The sequence below is a fragment of the Frankia gtarii genome, assembly GCF_025403375.1.
Classification (GTDB): domain Bacteria; phylum Actinomycetota; class Actinomycetes; order Frankiales; family Frankiaceae; genus Frankia; species Frankia gtarii.
Map to the genome: position 1 here is coordinate 1 of NZ_JAMPTM010000099.1, position 21,667 is coordinate 21,667.

A 21,667-nucleotide genomic window follows, 5' to 3' on the forward strand; every position below is an offset into this window, starting at 1 on the left:
TGTATAAGAGACAGCCGGGGGGGGATCCGGGGGGCATGATCGACCTCGACGCGCTCATCACCGGCATGCTCGTGGAGTCCCGCTACGGGGACGCGGCGTCCACGGAGCCGACGGTCTCCGATCCGCGGCGCAACCTGTGGCTGCGCCATTCGGTGATCCGGCGCCTGGTCGACGACCCGGTCGTGTACCGCGGGGAGCTCACCGAGGCACAGCTTGCCTACCTCGCCACCCAGACCGGCCGGGCCCAGGTCCGCCGCGCCGCCGAGATCGCCGGCTTCGATCTGGAGGAGCGGGCCGAGGGATACCTGCTCGTCGACCCGGACGGGATCGCCACCGACAGCCGGTTCCTCGACGACCAGAGCAACGCCAGGATCGCGGCCCTGATGCTGCTCGACGCGCTACGCACCGCACCGGCCGGTCTCACCGCCGAACAGCTGACGGTCGAAGCCGGCCGGATGCTGGACCGGCTGCCGTCCTGGGGACGCACCTACCGGTCCGAGGACGGCGCCCAGCGCCTCGCCGAGGACGCGCTCGCCGAGCTGCGGATGGTCGGGCTCGCCGCGCGGGACGCCGGCCACGCCGGCCACTCCGGGGCGTCCACGGTCGTGCGGGCGCTGCCCGCGGCGGCGCGCTATCGCGACCATCGCGAGGACCGGTCGCGGCTGCGCAACGACCTGCCCCGCTCCGCGGGTGCCGGGTCCGGCGAGGAGGTCGAAGCGTGAGCGTCACCAGGCTGCCCACCCTCCCGACGGCGCCCGAACCCGTCGCACCGGTCGCACCCGCCGCACGCTGGCGGCCGCACCGCGCCGGAATCGTGAACGTCTGGCGCTACTACGACGAGACGTTCCATTTCCACCGGGGCCGGCTGCTGCTGCGCGGCCGCAACGGCACGGGGAAGTCCAAGGCGCTGGAGCTGCTGCTGCCGTACCTGCTCGACGCCAACCTCAAGCCCCGGCGGCTGTCGACGTTCGGCGGGTCGGAACGCACGATGCACTGGAACCTGATGGGTGACGGCGCCAGCGGCCGGACCCGCGTCGGCTACGTCTGGATCGAGTTCCGCTACGGCGACCTCCCCGCCCCCGGTTCGGGCGACCCCGGTTCGAACGACCCCGGTTCGAGCGACGACCGTTCGAGCGACGACGGGCCCGGTGCGGCCGGCGAGCGCTGGTTCACCTGCGGCGCGCGACTCCAGGCCTCCATGCACACGACGACCGCCACCGCGGACTACTTCACGACCACCAGACGGATCGGTCTGCCCGGCGGCCTGAGCGTGGTCGACGACGCGAACGCCCCGCTGACCCGCAAGCGGCTCGCGGCCGACGTCGGCGACACCGGGCAGGTGTACGACAACGCCGGCGACTACCGGGCCGCCCTGCGCGCCGAGCTGTTCGGCGGCCTGGGCGACCAGCGCTACAGCGGCCTGATCACCGCCATGTTGCAGCTGCGCACCCCGAAACTGTCGGAGCGTCTCGACCCGTCCCTGCTCTCGACGCTGCTCTCCCGCGCGCTGCCGCCGCTGGGCACCGCCGAGATCGCCGAACTGGCGGAGGGATTCGAGCGACTGGACCGCCAGCGGGAGAACGTTCGCCGCCTCGACGACGAAGTCGACGCCGCGCGGGTGCTCGCCGACCGCCAGCGGACGTACGCCGGCCGGGTGCTGCGCGCCGCCGCCAGTGGCCTCATCTCCGCCACCAGCGCCATGGACGAGGTCACCCGCACGGCTCGGGAGAGCCAGGAAGAGTACGAGCGTGTCGTCGCGGAACGCGACACCCTCGAGGAACGCATCGCGGCCAACGGGACCGAACACGGCATCGACGAGGCGCGGATCCAGGGCCTGATGCTCAGCGAGGCCTACCAGGCCGGCGGGCAGCTCGACGAACTGCGCCGCGACGCCCGGGAGGCGACCGCGCGTGCCGACGAGGCGCGCCGGCAGGCCGACGGGGCGGGCATCCGGGCGCACGACGACGCCGACACCGCCCGGCAGGCCCAGATGCGCGCGGCGCGCGCCGAGACCGCGTTCACGGCCGCGCGGGACGCCGCACGCACCGCCGCCGACCGGGCCGGCATGACCGCGATCCACAGCGAGGTCGCGACCGCCGTGGAGGCCGGGGCGGTGCGGCCCCGCTCGCTGCTGCGGGCCGCGGTCGACGCGCGCGGCCGTCAGGTCGGCGCCGTACGCCGCGCGTTGAACGCCTACCAGGCGGCCGTCGACGCGCGCGGCGGCGCCGAGCGGAGCCTCGATCACGCACGCGAGGCGTTGGCCACCGCGACGACCGCCCGGGACTCCGCGGCGGCGGCCTACGGCCACGAGCTGACCGCGCTCGCCGAGGCCCTGGCCCGGTGGGCCGCCGGCTGTGCACAGCTGCGCTTCGACGACCCGAATGCGCTGCTCGACGCCGTCGAGGCCGAACCCGATGTGCTGCGGATCGTCGAGGCCGCCGCCGGTCCGATGCTGGAGGCGATCGCCGCCCGAACGGCCGAGCTGTCCCGGGACAGGCGCGATCGGGCCGCCGAACGGGCCGAGCACACGGCCGAGCTCGCGCATCTCAGCACGGCCACCGAGCTGCCGCCGGCCGCCGCGCCGACCCGGACAGCCGACCGCGGCGGGCTGCCCGGCGCACCGCTGTGGCGGCTGGTGTCCTTCGCGGACGGCGTCACGGCCGAGGTCCAGGCGGGCGTCGAGGCGGCCCTGCAGGCATCCGGGCTGCTCGACGCCTGGGTGTTCCCGGCCGGCGGGCTCACCGTCCCCGGGCACGACACGATCATCGATGTCGACCTCGCGGATCCGGCGCCCGACGGCGGGCTGGGCACCGTGCTCGTACCCGAGCCGGACGCGGCGGTGCCCGCGGATCGCATCCGGCGCCTGCTCGCCGGAATCGCGCTCAACTCCACCGTGCTCGGCTCCGCCACGCCCGATTCCGCCACGCCCCGCTCCGCCACACCCGGCTCCGCCACGCCCGACGGCCACCCGGTCGCCGTCGGCATCGATGGCACCTGGCGGCTGGCGGCAGTCCGCGGCAGCTGGTCGAAACCCGAACCCGTCCACATCGGGGCACTGGCCCGCGACCGGGCCCGACGTCGTCGCCTCGACACGCTGACCGAGCTGATCGGCGCCGTGGGCGAGGCGGTGGCGCGCATCGACGCCGAACTCGGCGAGCTGGCGGCGCGGCGGGAACGCGTCGCCGCGGACCGCCGTGCCCGGCCGAGCCACCGCGCCGTCCACGACGCGCGCGGTGTGCTGGAAACCGCGGAGGCGAAGCTCGGCGCGCGTGCCGACGTGGTCAACCAGGCGCTGGACCAGGTACAGGCGCGCGTCGCGGCGGTGAGCGCCGCCATGCGCGCCCTGACCGCGACGGGCGCCGAGCACGGGCTGCCGACCGAACCCGACGCGCTCGACACCGTCGAGGAGGCCGTCGAGACCTTCCGCCGGCTCGCCGACGACTGGCTTGATCGTCATCAGGAGGTCGTCAACGCCCGGGCGGCGGCGACCGTCGCCGCCGAGGTCGCCGCCACCTCCCAGGAGAACGCGCACACACTCGCCGCGTCCGCCACCGAACGTGACGGCGAGGCGCAACGCGTGCACGCGAAGCTGGCCGGGGTCGAGGCCGCCATCGGACCGGGCTACCGGCAGGTTCTGGACGAGATCGCCGACCTGCGCAGCCGGCTGGCGGAGCTGGCGAAACAGCGCGCGACGATGGCACAGGCCCTGCGCGGTCTCGACGGCCGCGCCGGTGAGCTCAACACGAAGCGTGTCGTGGACGGAGAACGCCGCGACACGGCCATCGCCGACCGAGACGCCCACGCGACCCGGTTCCGGCGACTCGGGACCAGCACCCTCACCGCCGACGCACGCCTCGACCTGCCGCTGTCCGGGGCGGACGGGGTGCGGCCCACCCTGGAGGCCGCCCGCACGGCCGCCACCAGGCTCGGGAGCATCCCCTACACCGCGAGGAACATCAAGGACGCGGAAACGCGCCTGACCGACGCCGTGCACCAGTGCCGGCAGACCCTCGCGGACCGCGCGGAGCTCGTCCTCGACCCCGACGAGGACGTCCAGATCCTCACCGCGACGGTCGACGGTGTCCGGATCGGCGCCGCTCACCTCCACGACAGCGTGCGCGACGAACGGGACCGCGCCCACGCCGAGATCACAGACGGCGAGCGCGACCTGTTCGACCGCACCCTGACCGGCAACACCCGCCGGCACATCGCCGACCGGATCCGCCAGGCCAACGCGCTCGTCGCGGACATGAACGCCCGCCTGGAACGGGTCCGCACCGCCTCACGGATCGCCGTCCAGATCCTCTGGCGGGTCGACCCGACCCTGCCCGCCGCCACCCGTGTCGCCCGGGACCTGCTCCTGCGGGACCCGACCCAGCTCGGCGAACCGGACCGCGAGACGCTGCACGCCTTTCTCCGCGGCCGCCTCGACGAGGCCCGCGACAACGACGACACGACCGGCTGGGAGGAGCTGCTGCTGCGCGTGTTCGACTACACCGCGTGGCACCAGTTCATCGTCCGCATCGACCGCGGCACCGAGCAGGGCTGGCAGCCGCTGACCAAGAAGCTGCACGGCGCGCTCTCCGGCGGCGAGAAGGCCATCGCGCTGCACCTGCCCCTGTTCGCCGCGCTCGCCGCGCACTACCAGTCGGCCCCGCGGGCACCACGGCTGATCCTGCTGGACGAGGTTTTCGTCGGCGTCGACAGCACGAACCGGGGCCAGGTGTTCGAACTGCTCACCTCCCTCGACCTCGACCTGATGATCACCTCGGACCACGAGTGGTGCATGTACCGCGAGCTCGACGGGATCGCGATCCACACTCTCATCACCGGGGACGGAACCGACGACGCCGTGACGACAGCCCGGTTCACCTGGGACGGCAGCCGCCTCACCGACGCCGCCGGCCAACCACTGTGAGCGCCCCGCTCGCCGCCCTGGACCGGCCGGCCCTCGCCCCCCTCTGGGACGCGGTACACGCCCGCCTGTCGACGGGACTGCCGGTGCGGTCCGTGCGCGTCGGGCCACTCGACGACGACCAGCAGTCCGCCCTCGCCGACCTGCTCGGCCTGGACCGGCTACCCGGCGACGCCACCACCGTCCGCCTCGACCGCCTCGACGCGGTGCTGCACTCGTCCTTCAGCGTCGACACCCGCACCGCCGTCGAGACCCTGCGGGGCCCGGTCGGGGACCGCGCCGGCGTCCGGGCCACCGCCGAACGTGCCCGCCGCGAGCTGTGGGCCTGGCTGGCCGCGCACCCCGTCGTCGCCGCCGAACCCGCGCTGGCGAGCTGGGTCGCCGACGTCGGGCGGGCCGGGGTCGTCGACGGCTCGCCGCAGGCAACCCGCGCGCTGCTCGACACGGCGCTGCGCGTGATCGCCGCCCTCCCCGCGGACGGAGCGCCGCTGCCCACCCTCGCCGACGCCGTCCTCGGGCGCACCCACGCCCTGGACGACGGCACACGGCTGTCCACCCTGGTCCTACGCGCGCTGGCCGCGCTGTACGGCGTCCCCGCGCCGACCGACGCCGACGGGCGCCGCGCGCTGTGGGAACGCGCCGGGGTGGCCAACGACGAGGTGTCCACCCAGGTGCTCGTCGCCGGCCTGCGCCCGACCGGCGACGATGCGCTCAGCCACGCGCTGCGGCTGTGGGCCCGCGCCGGGCAGGCCAGTGTCGTCACGCTGGCCCAGCTCCGCGGGTGTCCCGGTCTGCGGGTCAGCGCCGGCCCGGTGTGGATCGTCGAGAACCCCTCGCTCGTCACCATGGCCATCGCCCGTTTCGCGGCCTCGTGCCCGCCGCTGGTCTGCACCGCGGGCTGGCCGTCCGGCGCCGCGATCATGCTGCTGCGCCAGCTCGCCGCGTCCGGCGCGCACCTGCGCTACCACGGCGACTTCGACGGCGACGGCCTGCGGATCGCCGCGCATGTGATGGCGCGAACCGGCGCCGAACCGTGGCGCATGGCGACCGCCGACTACCTCGCGGCCGCGTCGCCGCAGGCAACCGGGGCGCCCCTGCCGGCCGTGATCGACGGGCCGGCTTCCCTTCCCGCCGTGGGACCGGTCACCGCGGCCCGGCCCGGTCAGGTCAGCGAGGCCCCCTGGGACGCCGACCTCGCGGCCGCCCTGCGCGCCCGCGACCTCGCCGTTCCCGAGGAACGAGTCGCGCCCCTCCTGCTGGCCGACCTCGTCCCCACCTGATCTCCCGCGCCACACTCATGTCTGCATCCAGATGGCGGGACTCCCACGGTGCAGGATCTCGCGCCCTTCTCGAAGCAGCGTAGACCGTGTCATCGATCGCAAAGTAGATCGTGAAATGCCTACCGAGCCACGACTTCTCACGTTTCACCGAGAAGGTGTCCTCGGCAAACATCCTCACGAACTTGAGCACATGCTCGGGGGGAACGTCGTCGATGGTATATCCCTCGAGCAGCATCCGCGCACTTCCAGGTTGCGTCAGATACCAGATCAGCAGGGAGCAGTCATCGGCCCGGTCGATCTCGATGTCCACCAGGTTCGGGCTCGCACCGGAAAAATTCCACGAGATGGCGACGTTCGTCGGAATCGCTTCCCTCAGATCTATCACTATTTGCGGATCTCTCATCACCACGGTCCACAGAAGAAGTCGAGATAACGGTGGCCAGTCTTGACTCAAAGACGGCCCGAACCGAACTCTCGTAGCCTTCATGAGAGCACCTTCGCCGGGGCCGGCCGCCGTCCACGCTCTCACCCACCCGGACATCATCGGCCACTCGATTCCCAGCCGTCGCAGCTCCCACCACGATCATCCCTGTCTACCCACCCGCTCCTCACACGCCGGCGCGCATCGGCTGCCTTATCGCATTTCCGCAGGTAGGACTCCCGCTCAAGGACCCTGCCGGGTGGGGCAGTTCCCTTGACCGACCTCGCCCGGGAAGTCCTGTCAGCCGGTCGGTGAGACACGCCATGCCGTGACCCCACGTAACGCCAGAGCCCCCACCCCCTCACATTTGCCTATAACCGGTGGTCGCGCCTGCCCCAGGTGATACCAATAGTGTCCGGGCATATACGGCCGTGACGAGGTCGGCACGGGAACGGGGAGGCTGCGCGGGTGGACGTGGCAGGGCTTGTCCGGCGCGGCAAGGCGGCGGCGCGGGCTACGGTGCAGGCGGCGAACCGCCAGCGCCATCCGGTGCGATGGGGGAATCTGCGCCGGACCAGCCCGTTCTCCGCCTGGTACGGCAACGAGCGGGGGCGGCCGGTCGACCGGCACTACATCGACGGCTTCATGGCCGCCCACCGCGCAGACTACACCGGCAACCGGGTGATGGAGGTGAAGAACCCCCATTACAGCGCCCTGTACGGGGCGCCGGCCGAGCTGGCGATCGTCGACATCGACCCCGACAATCCGGACCTCACCCTGCACGCGGACCTGAACAAGGTCGGGAGCCTTCCTCCGGGGGCCTACGACTGTGCGATCGTCACCCAGGTCCTCCAGTACGTCGACCCGCGGGCGGCGCTGGCGAACCTCTGGCAGTCCCTCGCCCCCGGCGGCGTCCTGCTGCTCACCGTCCCCGCCCTCGCCCGGCTCGATCCGCACGACCGGGATTCCGATCTGTACCGATGGACTCCCGCGGGGCTGCGCGCCGAACTCGCCGCGGCTGGCCTGCCAGACGACGACGTACGCGGCCACGGCAACGTCCTGGCCGCCATCTGCGCGCTCCAGGGCCTGACCGTGGAGGACGTTACGGTGGCGGAGTTGGACGTGGTGAACCAGGACTTTCCCCTGACCGTATCCGCCCGCGCGGTGAAACCGTCCTGATCCGGCATCCTTTCGTCACGTAGCCAGCGGGAAGCGAGGCTGTCGCAGACCGGCACGGCCGAGCAGAATATCTACGGGGAATAACCATAATTGAGACCGAGCGAACAGCAGCCCTGGCGCCACCACCGATTGAGAGCCCCACCTGTGGCGCCAAGCCCCTGAGCACTAATGCCCCAACATACATCGAGGCAGCCGCTGAAGCCGATTTCCGTGTGAGCGTACGCGGCTTTAGAAAAACGCCCCCTTCGCCTCCAGATAATCTTCTTATCGCGACAGTTTTTGTGCCAGATCTGGATGCATTTTCCGTCAAGGTCGAACATATGGTTCACCGACGTCGTCGACCCGTCCGACCACGACCGGACCCGCCGACCCGGATCGAGCGCATACGACCGGGTCGACGAATCCACGGTCTCGCTGGCGACCAGATCGTTCACGTAGTAGCCGAGACTCGCCGACGAACCCGCCGGCGGATACGGATCCGTGGTCGTCTGGCCGAACAGATCATAGGTATACCCGCTGTTCGTAAGCCGATCAGCCTGGTCATAACCAAAAGAATAACCAGTCGCCGACGTTGACGTCGAGCAGGCACCCGTATCACTACCCCCACCATCGGGGTAACTCGTCAACGACAACCGATTCGAATCCGCGTCATACCCGTACACCCGCGTCGTGCACGACGCCGAACCACCATAACTCACCGTATCCGCCACCGACGTCAACCGGCCCGCCGGGTCATACCCGAGGGACTTCGTCGACGCCGGTGTCGCGTCGAGACGGATCTGACCGTAAACCGAGTTGGCCTGGGCGAACGCCAACCACGGAGTGCCATCCTTGGCCTGGGATAGCTCGACACGCTGGTCTGGTTCGGATCGGCATCACAGACGTGCACCCTGCAATCTACACGACAGGGTGCACGCTGCCGACATCCAGCCAAGTGGTCCTAATCCTTGGTATGCTCTTCTTTTATTTTCTCGATAATGGTGATCGTAACCGCCGCGGAGATTGGCAAAATGAGAATCAGTAGCCAGGCGCTAGCCCTTACCCCTATTACGACCAATAGAAGCGCCAAGATGATGCAGGTCAGATGGACGGGAGATTTGAGCAGTCGGCGAAGAATTTGAGATGCAGTCATCACGGCCTCCAGTATCGCCGACGAGTGGCCAACCTTCGAAGGATCTGGGAAGCGCTGCCTCTAAATCGCAGACCGGCCGAGGCTCGCTGGACAACTCTTCCGACGTACACGCCACCGGCGTTGGAGGCGGCGCCAACCCCTGCCGCCGACGCATATCCGCTCCGCGTGTGCCGGCCAGCGCCTACTCGATAGGATGCCACGCCTCCCGCGGCACCGATTCCGCCCGCAATCGCATATCCCGCCAGTACACCCGCGCACCGGAATCCGTCAAGCTGTTTGAGGCAGGTTCCCCCGAAAATTAGTTGGTCTGCTGGTCGGTCTCCTGCTCGTCGGGTCGGTTGATCCACGCGGGCTTGGGGAGCTCGGGTGGTGTCGGGGGACGGCGGGCGAACCTTCCGGGTGGGCGGCGTAGGCAGCGTCGAGCACGCTGGCACGGGCCTGGCGGACGCTGTCGGCCTGGCCGTGATGGACGACGGTCGGGGCGAGCAGGCCGATCCCGGAATGGCGATGATGGTTGTTGTAGTGGTCGAAGAATCGCCGACACCAGGCACGGGCCGCCTGCAGGTTCTCGAACGACCCGGGATAATCCGGCCGATATTTCAGTGTTTTGAACTGGGATTCACTGTACGGGTTATCGTTCGACACCCGCGGCCGGGAATGCGAACGGGTGACACCGAGATCCGCGAGGAGCAACGCCACGGTCTTCGACGTCATCGACGTGCCACGGTCCGCGTGGATCGTCAGCTGCTCCGGGTCGACCCGCTGCTTCGCGCAGGTCGCCGCGAGGAAATCCTCCGCGAGTGCGGCGGATTCCGTCTCGGCGACCATCCACCCGACAACATAGCGACTGTACACGTCGAGGATGACGTACAGATGGTAGTAGGTCCATTTCTTCGGTCCGTGGAGTTTCGTGATATCCCACGACCAGACCGTGTTCGGCTTCCCGGCGACGAGTTCGGGTTTGACGTGGGCGGGGTGGGTGGCCTGCCGGCGGCGTTCCCCGGTCTCGCCGTGCTCGGCGAGCAGCCGGTACATCGTGCGCGGCGACGCCAGGTAGATCCCCTCGTCCAGCAGAGCAGCCCAAACCTGGTCCGGGGAGGCGTCGACGAACCGCTCCGAGTGCAGCACGTCGAGCACCCGGGCTCGCTCGTCGGCCGTCAGGGCCGACGGCTGCCGGCGCTGCTTGTGCGGGATCGGTGCCGGCCGCAGCGGCGCCGGGCTTTTCCGGTGCCGCCGGTAATGCGTCGCCCGGGACCGGCCCAGCGCCGCGCACGCCGCCTGCACCCCGCTCTTCTCCGCGAGCGTCGGAAGATTCTCCTCGACGACGCGTTCTACCTCCCCGGCGAGTTCGGGTCGTCCGAGTCGTCGGGAATGCCCTCGGAGAGCTTCTCCAAGAGCTCCGATACTTTTCCCTGGACTTCGATCACGAAGCGGGCCTTCGCCAGCTCCTTCTCCAGCTTGGCCTTCTCGGCACGGAGCTTCTCCAACTCCTTGTCCCGCTCGTCGACCGGCGGGCGGCCCTTCGGTTTCGACAGGCCCGCCAACGCCCCCGCCTGGCGGGCCTTACGCCACTCCACGATATGCGCCGAGTACAGGTTCTCCCGGCGCAGGATCGCGCCCTTCTGGCCGTCCGGGGCCGCCTCGTACTCGGTCAGGATCCGCAGCTTGTACGCCGCCGAGAACGTTCGCCGCCGGGCTTTCGGCTCGACCTCCGGGTCCGGCCGACGGCCCGCGTCCTCACGTCCGTCCACACGGACATCATCGACCAGGCCCCGCCCGGCCGTCCCCGCCATCGTCACGATCTTCCTCTCCCTACCCGCCCAGGTCATAAGATGATAGCCGCTTCCTGACTCATCTCATGCTGACAGATAGGGGACCCGGATCGAGCGCATACGACCTCGTCGACGAACCCACGGTCTCACTCGCCACCAGATCGTTCACGAAGTAGCCGACACTGACCGACGACCCTCCCGGCGGATACGGATCCGTCGTCGTCCGACCGAACAGATCATAGGCATACCCGCTGTTCGTAAGCCGATCAGCCTGGTCATAACCGAAAGAATAACCAGTCGCCGACGTTGACGTCGAGCAGGTACCAGCGTCGCTACCCCCACCATCGGGGTAGCTCGTCAACGACAACCGATTCGAATCCGCGTCATACCCGTACGCCCGCGTCGTACACGACGCCGGACCACCATAACTCACCGTATCCGCCACCGACGTCAACCGGCCCGACGGGTCATACCCGAGGGACTTCGTCGACGCCGGCGTCGCGTCGAGACGGATCTGACCGTAAACCGAGTTGGCCTGGGCGAACGCCAACCACGGAGTGCCCCTGTACATCATCCTCGCGTGGCCGGACTTACCGCTCTTCAGCGCATGTCAGAAACTACCCAAACCATATCGCCAGAAGGATTGCTGTCCAGGCGGGAAAGAGGAGCAGCTCATACAGCGGGGGTCGCACCAGCCTAATTCGGACCGGACCGACCGCGTCTCGAGCGTAGGAGGCACGATACTCGTCGATCTGGCCGTGAAGACTGCGTACGCTGGATCGGCGGTGGAACATGAGGGAGTAGTTCATGGCCTCGACGCCAATAGCACGGTACCGCTCCTTGCCAGCGACCACCACCAGATACTTCCCCTCCGATTCAAGACCGGTGATGGTCCCCCACGGTATCAGCCTCTCGATCAACGGGCCCCGGAGAAGGAGGTACCGGGGTCCTGCAATCACCTCCGGTCTCGAGAAAAGGACAAGGGGAAGATAGCCGAGGAGCGGCAGGCCGAGATCGAGAGGATGAAATCCGCTGTCACTTGTTGCCGATCCTACGACCGCACTCGGAATACCCACCGCAAGCATCGTCGCCATGGACACGTATCCACCAATGCGATTGGACTTGCTGTACCATTTCACCTGGCGGGGCGCAGGAACCTGCGGCGTACTATCTGTCATGGAGGAGCTGCTCCCGGTCATCAACGTGGACACGACCTCGTACGACCGCAGTAATACGCGCCGACCACGGCCTGCGCGGCGTGCCCTCCCCATGGCCGACGGCGCGCATGTGCGGAGAAGCCGGAGACTCGATCCGACCAAGTTCTCGCGCCATGCCGGGAGTAGCGGACCCCCAGATTCCCTAGCCGAGTCCCGGAAAGACCCCAACCTATTCCCGCCCAAAGGGTGTTTGTCACACCGTTCGTGAGCGCTGCTTTCCTGAACCCACTGCCTGTGAAGCGTCCAGCAGAGGCCCTCGCCGATACGACTGCCGTTACCAGGCCAACCCCAGTGCAGACGCCGGCCGAGAGAAAGACGCAGGCGCCAAAGCCGGCAAAACCACCAACACGCGCCGCATTTTTCCAATTGACCCACTTGGGTCGTTTGAAGTGGAACCGGTCGCCATCGAGGTCGAAGGTGTTGTAGGGGTCCTGGTGGGCGTAGTCGTAGGCGTTGTCGGAGCCGCCGGGTTCGGGGGCGGTCTGGAGGAAACGGCCGAGGTTGGGATCGTAGAGGCGGACGCCCATGAGGGTGAGGCCGGACAGGGTGTCCCGGGAACGCTGCTTCGCGCCAAGCCAGCCGTAACGCGGGTAGGCCGAGCTGGGGAAGTACGGGCTGCCGAACTCGGTGGACTCCGCATAGCTCGCCGGCGAACCGGCCGAAGTCGAGTCGAGTCGTCGACGGTCGCGACCACATCACCGTGCAGGTTCGCCAACTGCAACGTCACCGCACCACCATCGGTCTGGACCGCGGCCAGGTCACCACCGATACCCGTGATATTCCTGGTCCACGAGCTGCCGACGCCGATCCACGCCGGGCTGTCCCCCGACCCCGACGTGTAATGGTTCACCGACGTCGTCGACCCGTCCGACCACGACCGAACCCGCCGCGCCGGATCCAACGCATACGACCTCGTCGACGAACCCACAGTCTCACTCGCCACCAGATCGTTCACGAAGTAGCCGAGACTCGCCAACGAACCCGCCGGCGGATACGGATCCGTGGTGGTACGACCGAACACATCAACTAATCGATTGAGACTCCCCGTGATAGCCCAGTCCCGAGTGCCCTATTCAGAGCCGAACTTCTCTTTCGCATCTATCAGGACTCGGGATGTACGTTCCGCGATCGACTCCGGGAATCTCCGAAGACTTCGGAATTCATCCAAGCGGAGTTCGCGGCCGCCGTCCATGGTCACCACGGGAATTCGCCAAGGAAGAATTTCGCCGGAATCCAGTACATCAACAGAGCTAACATTCGACATGGAAATCTTTCTTGTTCGGGCCAGCTGGTGCAGTATGACGCAATTTTCCTTAATTACAATTTTCAGCCGTGCTATACGAAGGACAAAATAGAAGATTATCAATCCTATAGCACCGCCCGCGATCCGCTGACCCCAACCACCAACCTCGTCGAGGGGGAGGAGGAACGGCAGAATACTAAGAAACAATAGAACAGAGAAGCTGGACATCAGGAACGCACGATACAGACGCGGACGCAAGATTTCCGATTTAGCCACGCCACCCTCCCTTCCCTTCATCGCGCATAATATCTGCGGTCCCGGCTACGCGAGTAGCCACCCGCAAAGTTGGCCATTCCACTTACAGCCCCTCCCGCACTAAGTATGTACTTGGTGCGCCTGCCAGTGGCGGCGAGTTTCGCTGTCTTCTTTAGTGGATACCACACGCCGCCGTAGTTCGCGGCAGAGAAGATTGCATCTCCCACATTTGCCTGTAGTGATCGGCGGAAGCCCTGCTGCTGGATTCGATAGCTGGATCTCGCGGCAAAGGATGCCGTTTGTGCCAGAGCACAACCAAGCGGTCCGCCCAGGAAACAGGTCCCGAGAGCTACACCACCAGCGATCTGCCTGCGATATTTCCAGGCCGTTCGCCCAACCTTTTTTGCGGCTTTTTTCCAGGACCAGGTTCCGGCGAGGTCGTAGGTATTGTAGGGGTCCTGGTGGGCGTAGTCGTAGGCGTTGTCGGAGCCGCCGGGTTCCGGGTCGGTCTGGAGGAAACGGCCGAGGTTGGGATCGTAGAGACGGACACCCATCAGGGTCAGGCCGGACAGGGTGTCCCGGGAACGCTGCTTCGCGCCGAGCCAGCCGTAACGCGGGTAGGCCGAGCTGGGGAAGTAGGGGCTGCCGAACTCGGTGGACTCCGCGTAGCTCGCCGGCGAACCGGCCGAGGTCGCGTCGTCGACGGTCGCGACCACATCACCATGCAGGTTGGCGAGTTGGAGGGTGACCGTGCCGGTGTCGGTCTGGACGGCGGCCAGGTCACCGCCGATACCCGTGATGTTCCGCGACCAGCCGCTGCCGACGCCGATCCACGCCGGGCTGTCCCCCGACCCCGACGTGTAATGGTTCACCGACGTCGTCGACCCGTCCGACCACGACCGAACCCGCCGACCCGGATCGAGCGCATACGACCTCGTCGACGAACCCACGGTCTCACTCGCCACCAGATCGTTCACGAAGTAGCCGAGACTCGCCGACGAACCCGCCGGCGGATACGGGTCGGTGGTGGTGCGACCGAACAGATCATAGGTATACCCGCTGTTCGTGAGCCGATCAGCCTGGTCATAGCCGAAAGAATAACCAGTCGCCGACGTTGACGTCGAGCAGGTACCCGCATCACTACCCCCACCATCGGGGTAGCTCGTCAACGACAACCGATTCGAATCCGCGTCATACCCGTACGACCGCGTCGTACACGACGCCGGACCGCCATAACTCACCGTATCCGCCACCGACGTCAACCGGCCCGACGGGTCATACCCGAGGGACTTCGTCGACGCCGGTGTCGCATCCAGCCGGACCTGGCCGTAAACCGAGTTGGCCTGGGCGAACGCCAACCACGGAGTGCCATCCTTGGCATACGACAACGCGGTCGGCTCACCGTTGTCGTCATACCGCGTCGCCGCGACCAGACCGTTCGGATACGTCTGCGACGTCAGCTTCCCATCGGCGTTGTAACCCGCCGTGAACGTCGACGGCGCGCTACCGGCACCGACACCGAGACTCGTCAGCAGGCCACGATGCTCCCCCGAACCACCATCGTAGGTGTAGGTGTAGGTGCCCTTGCCGTCGTTCACCGTCGCGATGCGGCCGTCGATGTCATAGGTGGTCGCCGCGGTGTTGCCGTCGGCGTCCGTCTGCGAGATCACCTGGCCCCACGAGTCGTAGCCGGTAGTAAGCGTGACGCTGTCCGCGGTGGTCGTCGTCGGCAGACCCGTCGACGCGTCGAAGGCGTACGTGGCCGTCGGGATCGTGCTGCCACCGTCCGCGGCCGGGCTCGCCGCCACCGCCTCCGACGTCTTGCGCCCGGCGCTGTCATAGGCATAGGTCGTGGTCCGGGTCGTCGAGTTGACCGTCTCGACCGTACTCAGCACCTGGTTCAGGTCGTTGTACGTGTACGCCGAGACCGGCAGCGGATTCCCCGACGACGGCTGCGCCGCCGGACCCTGCGTGCACGCCAGGCCGGTCCAGGAAGCGTTGACGCAGCTCCCCGACCCGGTCGCGGTGAAGTACGAGGTCAGCGTCGTGTAGGCGTCGCCACCGGAGCTGCCCGCCTTCGGCTGGCGGGACTCCACGACGTTGCCGGCCGCGTTGTAGTACGTCGTCCGGACGATGTCCGGGGTCGAGCCGCCGCCCATCGAGGTCGTCACCGTCGTCGGCTTACGCAGGTTCCAGCCCGACGTCGCCGCGTCCGCGCCGCTCTTCGCCTCGTAGCCGTTCACCGTCTTACGCGGGTCGGCGTCGCTGCCATCAGCCAGGCGGACCGTCGTGGTCACCGTCGTCGCGAGCCGGTACGGCGTCGGCGCGGACGGGGCGCCCTGGTCGTAGTCGGTGTGGACGTGCTCCCGGCCCGAGTAGCGGGCACCGCCGTTGTCGACGATCTGATGCGTCGGACCGTAGGTGTCCGCCACCGACACCCCGTCGGCGGTGTACACCGTCTGCTCGTCGAGCTGCTGGGAACGGGCCGCGGAGCTGGTCAGCGCGGCGATAGTGGGGTCGGTGTCGGCGGTCGGGGTCAACGCCTGGTTGCGGTTCTCCGCGGACAGGGTCCGGACGGTGTTGCCCTTGGCGTCGTGCTCGGTGGTCGTGATCTGCCAGGCACCGTTGCCGTAGGAGGCGCTGTTCACCTGCCGGCCATCGGTGTTCAGATAGGTCAGGTCCGCGTACGGCCAGTCCGACGAGGACGGCGGCGACGGCGACGACGGCACATGATCGGCAGTGAACACGCCGGCGCCGTAGAGCGGCAGATCCTGCTGCGCCCAGCCGGCGACCGTCCCGGCCGACAGGTCGATCGGCGCGCTGGCGCCGGAGGCCGGGACGTCGTAGACCACCGTCTGCGTCGCCGTCGACCCGCCGGGGATCGGCCGGGACACCGTCGAGATCCGCCCGCCGCCGTCGTACGCCAACGTCCAGGTGGCCTGGCCGGGTGGGGTGATCTGGGCGAGCCGGCCAGCCGTGTCGTAGGTGTAGGTGGTGGTCAGGTTGGTGCGCGGGTCCTTCGCCGAACGCAGCCGGCCGGCGGAGTCGTAGGCGTAGGCGGCGACGTTGACCGGCGCGGCACCGTTGAGGGCCATCGCGATCCCGCTGACCCGGCCGGTGTAGCTGCCCCAGGTCGACGGGTCGGTGCCGGTGCCGGTCGCGGAGGTCGACGTCGCATACGTCAGGTTCAGCGCGCGGCAGCCGGCACCAAGCGTCGTGCACGACACCCCGGCGGGGACGGGGGCGAGGATGCGGGTGGTGCGCCCAGCGGAGTCGGTGGTGAAGGTCGAGGTGGTGTTCGAACCGGGTTCGACGACCTGGCTGGCATGCCAGGTCGTGACGCCGCCGACAGCCTGGGCGACGAAGACGGTCTTCGAGCCGTCGATGTCGGTGTGGGTGAACTGGGTCGCGGAATCCTTGGTCAGGGTGCTGCCGTCAACAGCGTCGTCACCGACGCCGGTGTAGGTGTACGCGTAGCCGCCGGTGCCGTTGCGGGTGTAGACGTCCTGGACACCGGTGTCGTCGGTGAAGGTGACATACCCGCCGGAGTCGGTGCTGTCGGTCAGCGTCTCGTCGGCGGCACCGGCGTCGGGGCCGGGCATGCTCGCCGTCCACCCCGGGCCGAAGATCGTGTTCGACGCGCCGGCGGGCAGCACCTCGAACATCGACCACGAGTTCGTCGCCGTGGCCGGAGCGGTGGTGGTGATGGTCAGCGCCTGGCCGGGGGCGGTGGACGCCGCCGTCTTGTACAGCCCCGCGCCGGTCACATCCGTCTGGTGGTAGCTGCCCTGCAGTGTCACCCCGGAACCGGGGGTCGGGACCGCGGCGGCGGCAGCGTCGGCGACCGCGGCGAAGGCCATCGACCCGGCCGCGGTCGACGTCACCGACTGGTTGAACACCCCCGCGGTGGTGTCCTCGGCCGGGCCGATGTTCGTCGCACCGATCGGCGTGGTCAGGTTCGCGTTCATCACCACCATGACCTGCAGGAACTTCGAGCAGGTGTTCGTCGACGACGTCAACGTCACCGTCCGCGCGACCGAGCTCGACGTCCGCGCCCACCAGGCGACCGCCTCGTCCTTGGTGCCGTTCGTCGCGGTGCCGGCGACCCGGATCCACGACAGCCCACCCGAGTCGGAGATCGCCGGGATGGTGCTGCCACCGGAACCCGTCGAGGTCGTATCGGCGAGGGCGAGCAGCAGCGCGTTCGCCGGCGCGGTGAACGACGCCGTCACCGCGTTACCCGCCGACGTGCACCCGTTGCCGTTCCAACCCGCCGCCGGCGGCGTCGACGGATCAACCGTCAACCCGGCGCCGGCCGGGGCGTTCACCCCGAGGGTGGTGAAGGTGCGCCCAACGGTGATGTCACCGGTGTAGCTCGGCATCGACGCGTCCGTCGCGGACACCGAATAGTCACCGGTCAGCAGCGCCACCGAACCCGGCCCGACGGCCTGGGTGGCCTCGGCGTCGGCGAACGCATGCCGGGTGAACTGCACGGTGTGCGCCGGCACGCAGCTCACCGTGTTCGAGGCGTCCCGGAAGCAGGCCTGCACCTGCACCGGCCCGTCCGGGGCACCCGCCGCCGTCATCGTCGCCGCGAGATCCCAGGTCAGCTTGTCGAACAGGCCGGAACCGTTGCGGGTCATCGGCCACGACGGATGCGTCGACGTGCCCGCAACGGTCGCGGCCCCGGTGGGCACGTCCGTCCAGCCGGTGGCGTTGTTCGTGCCCAGCCGATACTGGAACGTCACCTTCGTCTGGGCCGAGGGGGCCTGCCCCTCCAACGTGGTGAACCGCTGAACGCGGGCACCGTCCGCAGGCTGCGCCAGCGCCCCCGCACCGACCCCGAAGCCGTAGGAGACGACCGGGGACAGGTTGCCCGCCTTATCCTTCGTCCGCACATAGAACGTGTGCAGCCCGGCGGCCGCGGTCAGCGACGGGGTCGTCGTGGCCGTCTGCTCGGTCACCGGGGACGGCTGATCCAAACCGTAAAGAAACGACTGGGTGTCCCCGCCCGGCGAGGTCCAGGTGAACGTCCCCGACGTCGCCGACGCCCAACCCCCGGACGCCCACGCCGCCGAACTCACCGCGGACGGCGCCGCCGGCGCGGTCGTGTCCACGGTGAGCGGGATCCACGACGACCACGCCTGCGAGTAGTCGACCCCGCCGTAGGCCCGGGCCCGCCACTCATACGCCGTCCCGTTCGTCAACAGACCCGAGGGCACCGTCCAGTACGCCGGCGAGTTCGACGGGGTGTTCGCCACCGACCCGCCGGTGATCTTCGTGGAACCGTCCGCGTTCCACACCTCAAAATCAACCCGGACCTGCCCACCATCAGGATCACGCGACGAACCCGACAGCGTCGGCGTCGTCGTGCTCGTCAACACCATCGCCGGACTGCCACCGCACTGCACCAAACACGGACTGGTGAACCGGCCGGCGACCGTCCCCGGATACGAGTTGTACGTCGTGGAGATGTGCGGGGCGAGGATCGTGTCGCCCGAGTAGAAATACTTGAACTGGTTCGCATCCGACTCGCTCGGCGCCCGGATCGTCAGCGCCTCCGGCGACGGCGAACCGTTGTGCGCCCAGGCATCCACCAAACCGGTGATGTCGATGTTCGTCCCGCCCGAATCGGTGCACGACCCGCCGTTGTTGAACGTGGAGTTGCCCCAGTTGTGCCCGTCCGCGCTCGGCTGGGAGTTCCACGTCGTCCCCGGACCCATACCACCAGCACCCTGCACGATCGTCGGCTCGGCCGTGCACGTCGCCGACCCGTCCTGCCACAGGTTCAACACCGCCGACGTCACATGCCGGTTCTTGATCGCCGCATCGTCGAACCGCAGAAACGACCGGTTCACCGTCGCGCCCAGATAGTTCCCGACCCGCAGAATGTCACCGGTGTCGTAGTTCGTCGTCGGGTTCGCGTCGTTCACGTCGGTGTCGAGGTTGTCCGCCAGGGTCGCCGCCGGGTCGATCGTCACCGGATACTGCCGGGCGGCGTCGGTCAGCCAGCCCTTGTCCGGCTTCAGCGCGAGCGTCGGCGCCGCACCCGTGCCCTCCAGCGTGCTGTCAACCCCGCGGGTACGGTCCGCCAGTTTCGTCTTCGGGTCGACGTGGGCGTCCCACATCAGCGGAACCGGCGAACGGGCCGCCACCTTCCCCCCGGCCGACAGACGCAGCTCCCCCGCCGCGGTCCGCTCCGCGGTCAACCCCTTCAACCGCATCGGCAACCGCAACGCCGCCTGCGCCGCCGCCGGAGTGCGCGCGACGATCCGCACGTCGTAGCCGGTCGCAACAACCTTGACAACCAGATCGGTGTCGGGCGCGGCGTCATGGTAGGTCGCGGTGCTGCCAGCGAGCGTGGGCACGGGCAGCGCCGTCGGCCAGCCGAACGCGACCTCCCGGCCGCCATCGACGAGGGTCGCCACGTCCCCGACGGACTTCCCGCCACCCGACAGCACGATGCCGGCCTTGGCGACCTTCGGAGTGACCCTGCCGTCCGCCAGCACCAGCGTCGCGTCGACGTCCGCCCAACCGTCACCACGGCGGACCCGACGGACACCCGAATAGGAGTCGACCGTCACCGTCCCATCCGGGTTCACGAACGTCGACGTCGACTCCGTACGGGCATCGGTCACCTCGATCCGCCGCTTCTCCGCGTGCGCCGCGAGCTGCGCCGAGACGAGATCCGGCCGCTGCGCCGGCCCTGTCGGGGGCGGGGGCTGCGCCGGGCCCGTCGGTGTGGCCGCCCGGGCCGCATTCCGAGCCGCCGGGACGAACTGAACGATTGTCCCGACCAGGACGGCAGCCAGCAGAGCGCACAGAGCACGGGTCAAGGACACACGAGAACGCACGGGGAGGGCCCGCATTACGCCAACTCCGATCCGCCGGAAACAAAAGTCCGAACGCGGTACGAGCGTGGTCGCCGAGGGGAGCGAAGACCGCGCGGACCACCGAAAATGGCAGAGGTTTCAAGCAGCGCACAAGAAGGCGACTGCCAGTTGGGATCGCGTTGTGTTGCGCGCCGTGACTATGCCCGGGACGGCCGGAGACCGCCGCTACCTCGAGTATTCATCGGCCCGCCCTCGCGCCAGCCGGCTCCACTTTTTCGTCACGATCTGTAATCGCTAACGATCATGAAGTTGTGATCAGCATTTCGCTGCGCTACTTTTGTGGCGCGCATCACACAGTGGTGTGTTACATCGACGAAACATAGGTCGCCGCGGCGAGCCCGGATCGGCCCACGGCCTGACCACCTGGACAGCCGACCCTGCCGGCGTATCCGCAGGTAGCGGCCACCCTGGACGGCCCCGGTCGACGACTTTCGGTGCTCGTGAACCGCTGCGGGGCAGCGGAAACGGCCCAGGTGGCGCCGAGGGCCAGCCGCCCTCCCCCACCTTCGAGTGATCGCCGTGCCGGCTCGCACATCACTCGCTCCCGATCCCGCCGAGCGCCGGGGCACGCGGCCCGACGCCGCCGGACCGCGCGGAGTCGGACGCCGCGCCCACCTGCCCGCGTCAACGCCCAGCTCTCGGGCCCGTAACTACGCGGCGTGACAAGATCCCCGTGGTCAACTAGCAATCGATCATTATGGGCAGTAGGGAACTTCTCTTTCTAAAGGGCTAGCAAACCATCCGGGTATATGCCACAGTCCTCCCTCGGACCGAGGCACTACTGGAGACGGGAGTCACCCTGGCCCGATCGGTTCCTTTGTTCCGTGCCGGCCTGGCCTGCTTCGCCTCGCAATGGCATGCGGCAAGATCGAGCGCACACGGCCGACCTGCGCTGGGCGGTTTCCGGGAGTCAGCGCCCTGCATTCCTCGTCAGTGGGAACGGCGCACCGGCGCGGCCCTCACATTGGCCGGGTCCGCCAGCACCGCACACACCGGCGGCCGTGTTCGCGGCCGTGAACAACCCGACCCGTCATTGTCACAGGGAGGCGAACGGTATGAGCCGGCACCGGCGCGCCCCCGAGAACCCCGGACGCCACCGGGCCACCACCGGCCCGGCCCGCCACGCCGCAGCCGGCCCGACCCGCCGACGGTTCAGCCCGACCGGCGGCCTGGCCGCCATCCCGATGATCGGGCTGTTCGTCACCCTCAGCCTGATGCCCGGCACGACCCCGACCGGTCGCGGCGCGTCGCCGACCGCTCGCCTCAACGCCCCCGCCGTCGCGGTCCACCCGCCGACCCGCGGCTATGACGACCAGTTACCCGACCTCATCCCCACGCTACGAGCCGCGACCGACATCGA

Annotated in this window: 10 protein-coding genes and 1 pseudogene; 5 read left to right on the forward strand and 6 right to left on the reverse strand. The window is 68.6% G+C overall.

Translation table 11 applies throughout. From position 1 onward, the window contains the following. The 4 genes from NBZ83_RS15975 to NBZ83_RS15990 form a co-directional block, all read left to right on the forward strand. Window positions 1-722: TIGR02678 family protein (locus NBZ83_RS15975; RefSeq protein ID WP_261575297.1), on the forward strand; the 722-nt coding region annotated here is incomplete at its 5' end. Continuing rightward, window positions 719-4,918: a TIGR02680 family protein gene (locus NBZ83_RS15980; protein WP_261575298.1), complete on the forward strand. Its 4,200-nt coding sequence runs from the start codon at window positions 719-721 to the stop codon at window positions 4,916-4,918. The genes NBZ83_RS15975 and NBZ83_RS15980, both read left to right, overlap by 4 nt. Continuing rightward, entirely contained in the window at window positions 4,915-6,195 is a 1,281-nt protein-coding gene (locus NBZ83_RS15985; protein WP_261575299.1) for a TIGR02679 family protein, read from the forward strand. Before NBZ83_RS15980 ends, NBZ83_RS15985 begins: the two co-directional genes overlap by 4 nt. Before the next feature lie 889 nt (window positions 6,196-7,084). Continuing rightward, complete coding sequence (locus NBZ83_RS15990; protein ID WP_261575300.1) at window positions 7,085-7,795, forward strand: class I SAM-dependent methyltransferase; 711 nt, start codon at window positions 7,085-7,087, stop codon at window positions 7,793-7,795. Window positions 7,796-7,866: 71 nt separating this feature from the next. Here NBZ83_RS15990 and NBZ83_RS15995 read toward each other — a convergent pair whose 3' ends face one another. The 6 genes and pseudogenes from NBZ83_RS15995 to NBZ83_RS16020 form a co-directional block, all read right to left on the reverse strand. Further along, window positions 7,867-8,610 carry a hypothetical protein gene (locus NBZ83_RS15995; protein WP_261575301.1) on the reverse strand — a complete coding sequence of 248 codons (744 nt, stop codon included), beginning with the start codon at window positions 8,608-8,610 and terminating at the stop codon, window positions 7,867-7,869. A gap of 615 nt (window positions 8,611-9,225) precedes the next feature. Further along, window positions 9,226-10,720: pseudogene (locus NBZ83_RS16000) on the reverse strand (IS3 family transposase). A gap of 596 nt (window positions 10,721-11,316) precedes the next feature. Then, window positions 11,317-11,793, reverse strand: coding sequence for a hypothetical protein (locus tag NBZ83_RS16005; protein WP_261570658.1), 477 nt, complete (start codon window positions 11,791-11,793; stop codon window positions 11,317-11,319). A gap of 104 nt (window positions 11,794-11,897) precedes the next feature. Beyond that, window positions 11,898-12,443, reverse strand: coding sequence for an RHS repeat-associated core domain-containing protein (locus tag NBZ83_RS16010; protein ID WP_261570663.1), 546 nt, complete (start codon window positions 12,441-12,443; stop codon window positions 11,898-11,900). A gap of 542 nt (window positions 12,444-12,985) precedes the next feature. Then, window positions 12,986-13,435 carry a hypothetical protein gene (locus tag NBZ83_RS16015; RefSeq protein ID WP_261570659.1) on the reverse strand — a complete coding sequence of 150 codons (450 nt, stop codon included), beginning with the start codon at window positions 13,433-13,435 and terminating at the stop codon, window positions 12,986-12,988. 17 nt (window positions 13,436-13,452) lie between these two features. After that, window positions 13,453-20,283 (reverse strand): DNRLRE domain-containing protein, encoded by a 6,831-nt coding sequence (locus tag NBZ83_RS16020; RefSeq protein WP_261575302.1) that lies wholly within the window; start codon window positions 20,281-20,283, stop codon window positions 13,453-13,455. A gap of 1,079 nt (window positions 20,284-21,362) precedes the next feature. On the opposite strand from NBZ83_RS16020, the gene NBZ83_RS16025 reads away from it, so the two are divergent. Then, on the forward strand, window positions 21,363-21,667 hold a 305-nt coding region (locus NBZ83_RS16025; protein WP_261575303.1), incomplete at its 3' end, for a hypothetical protein.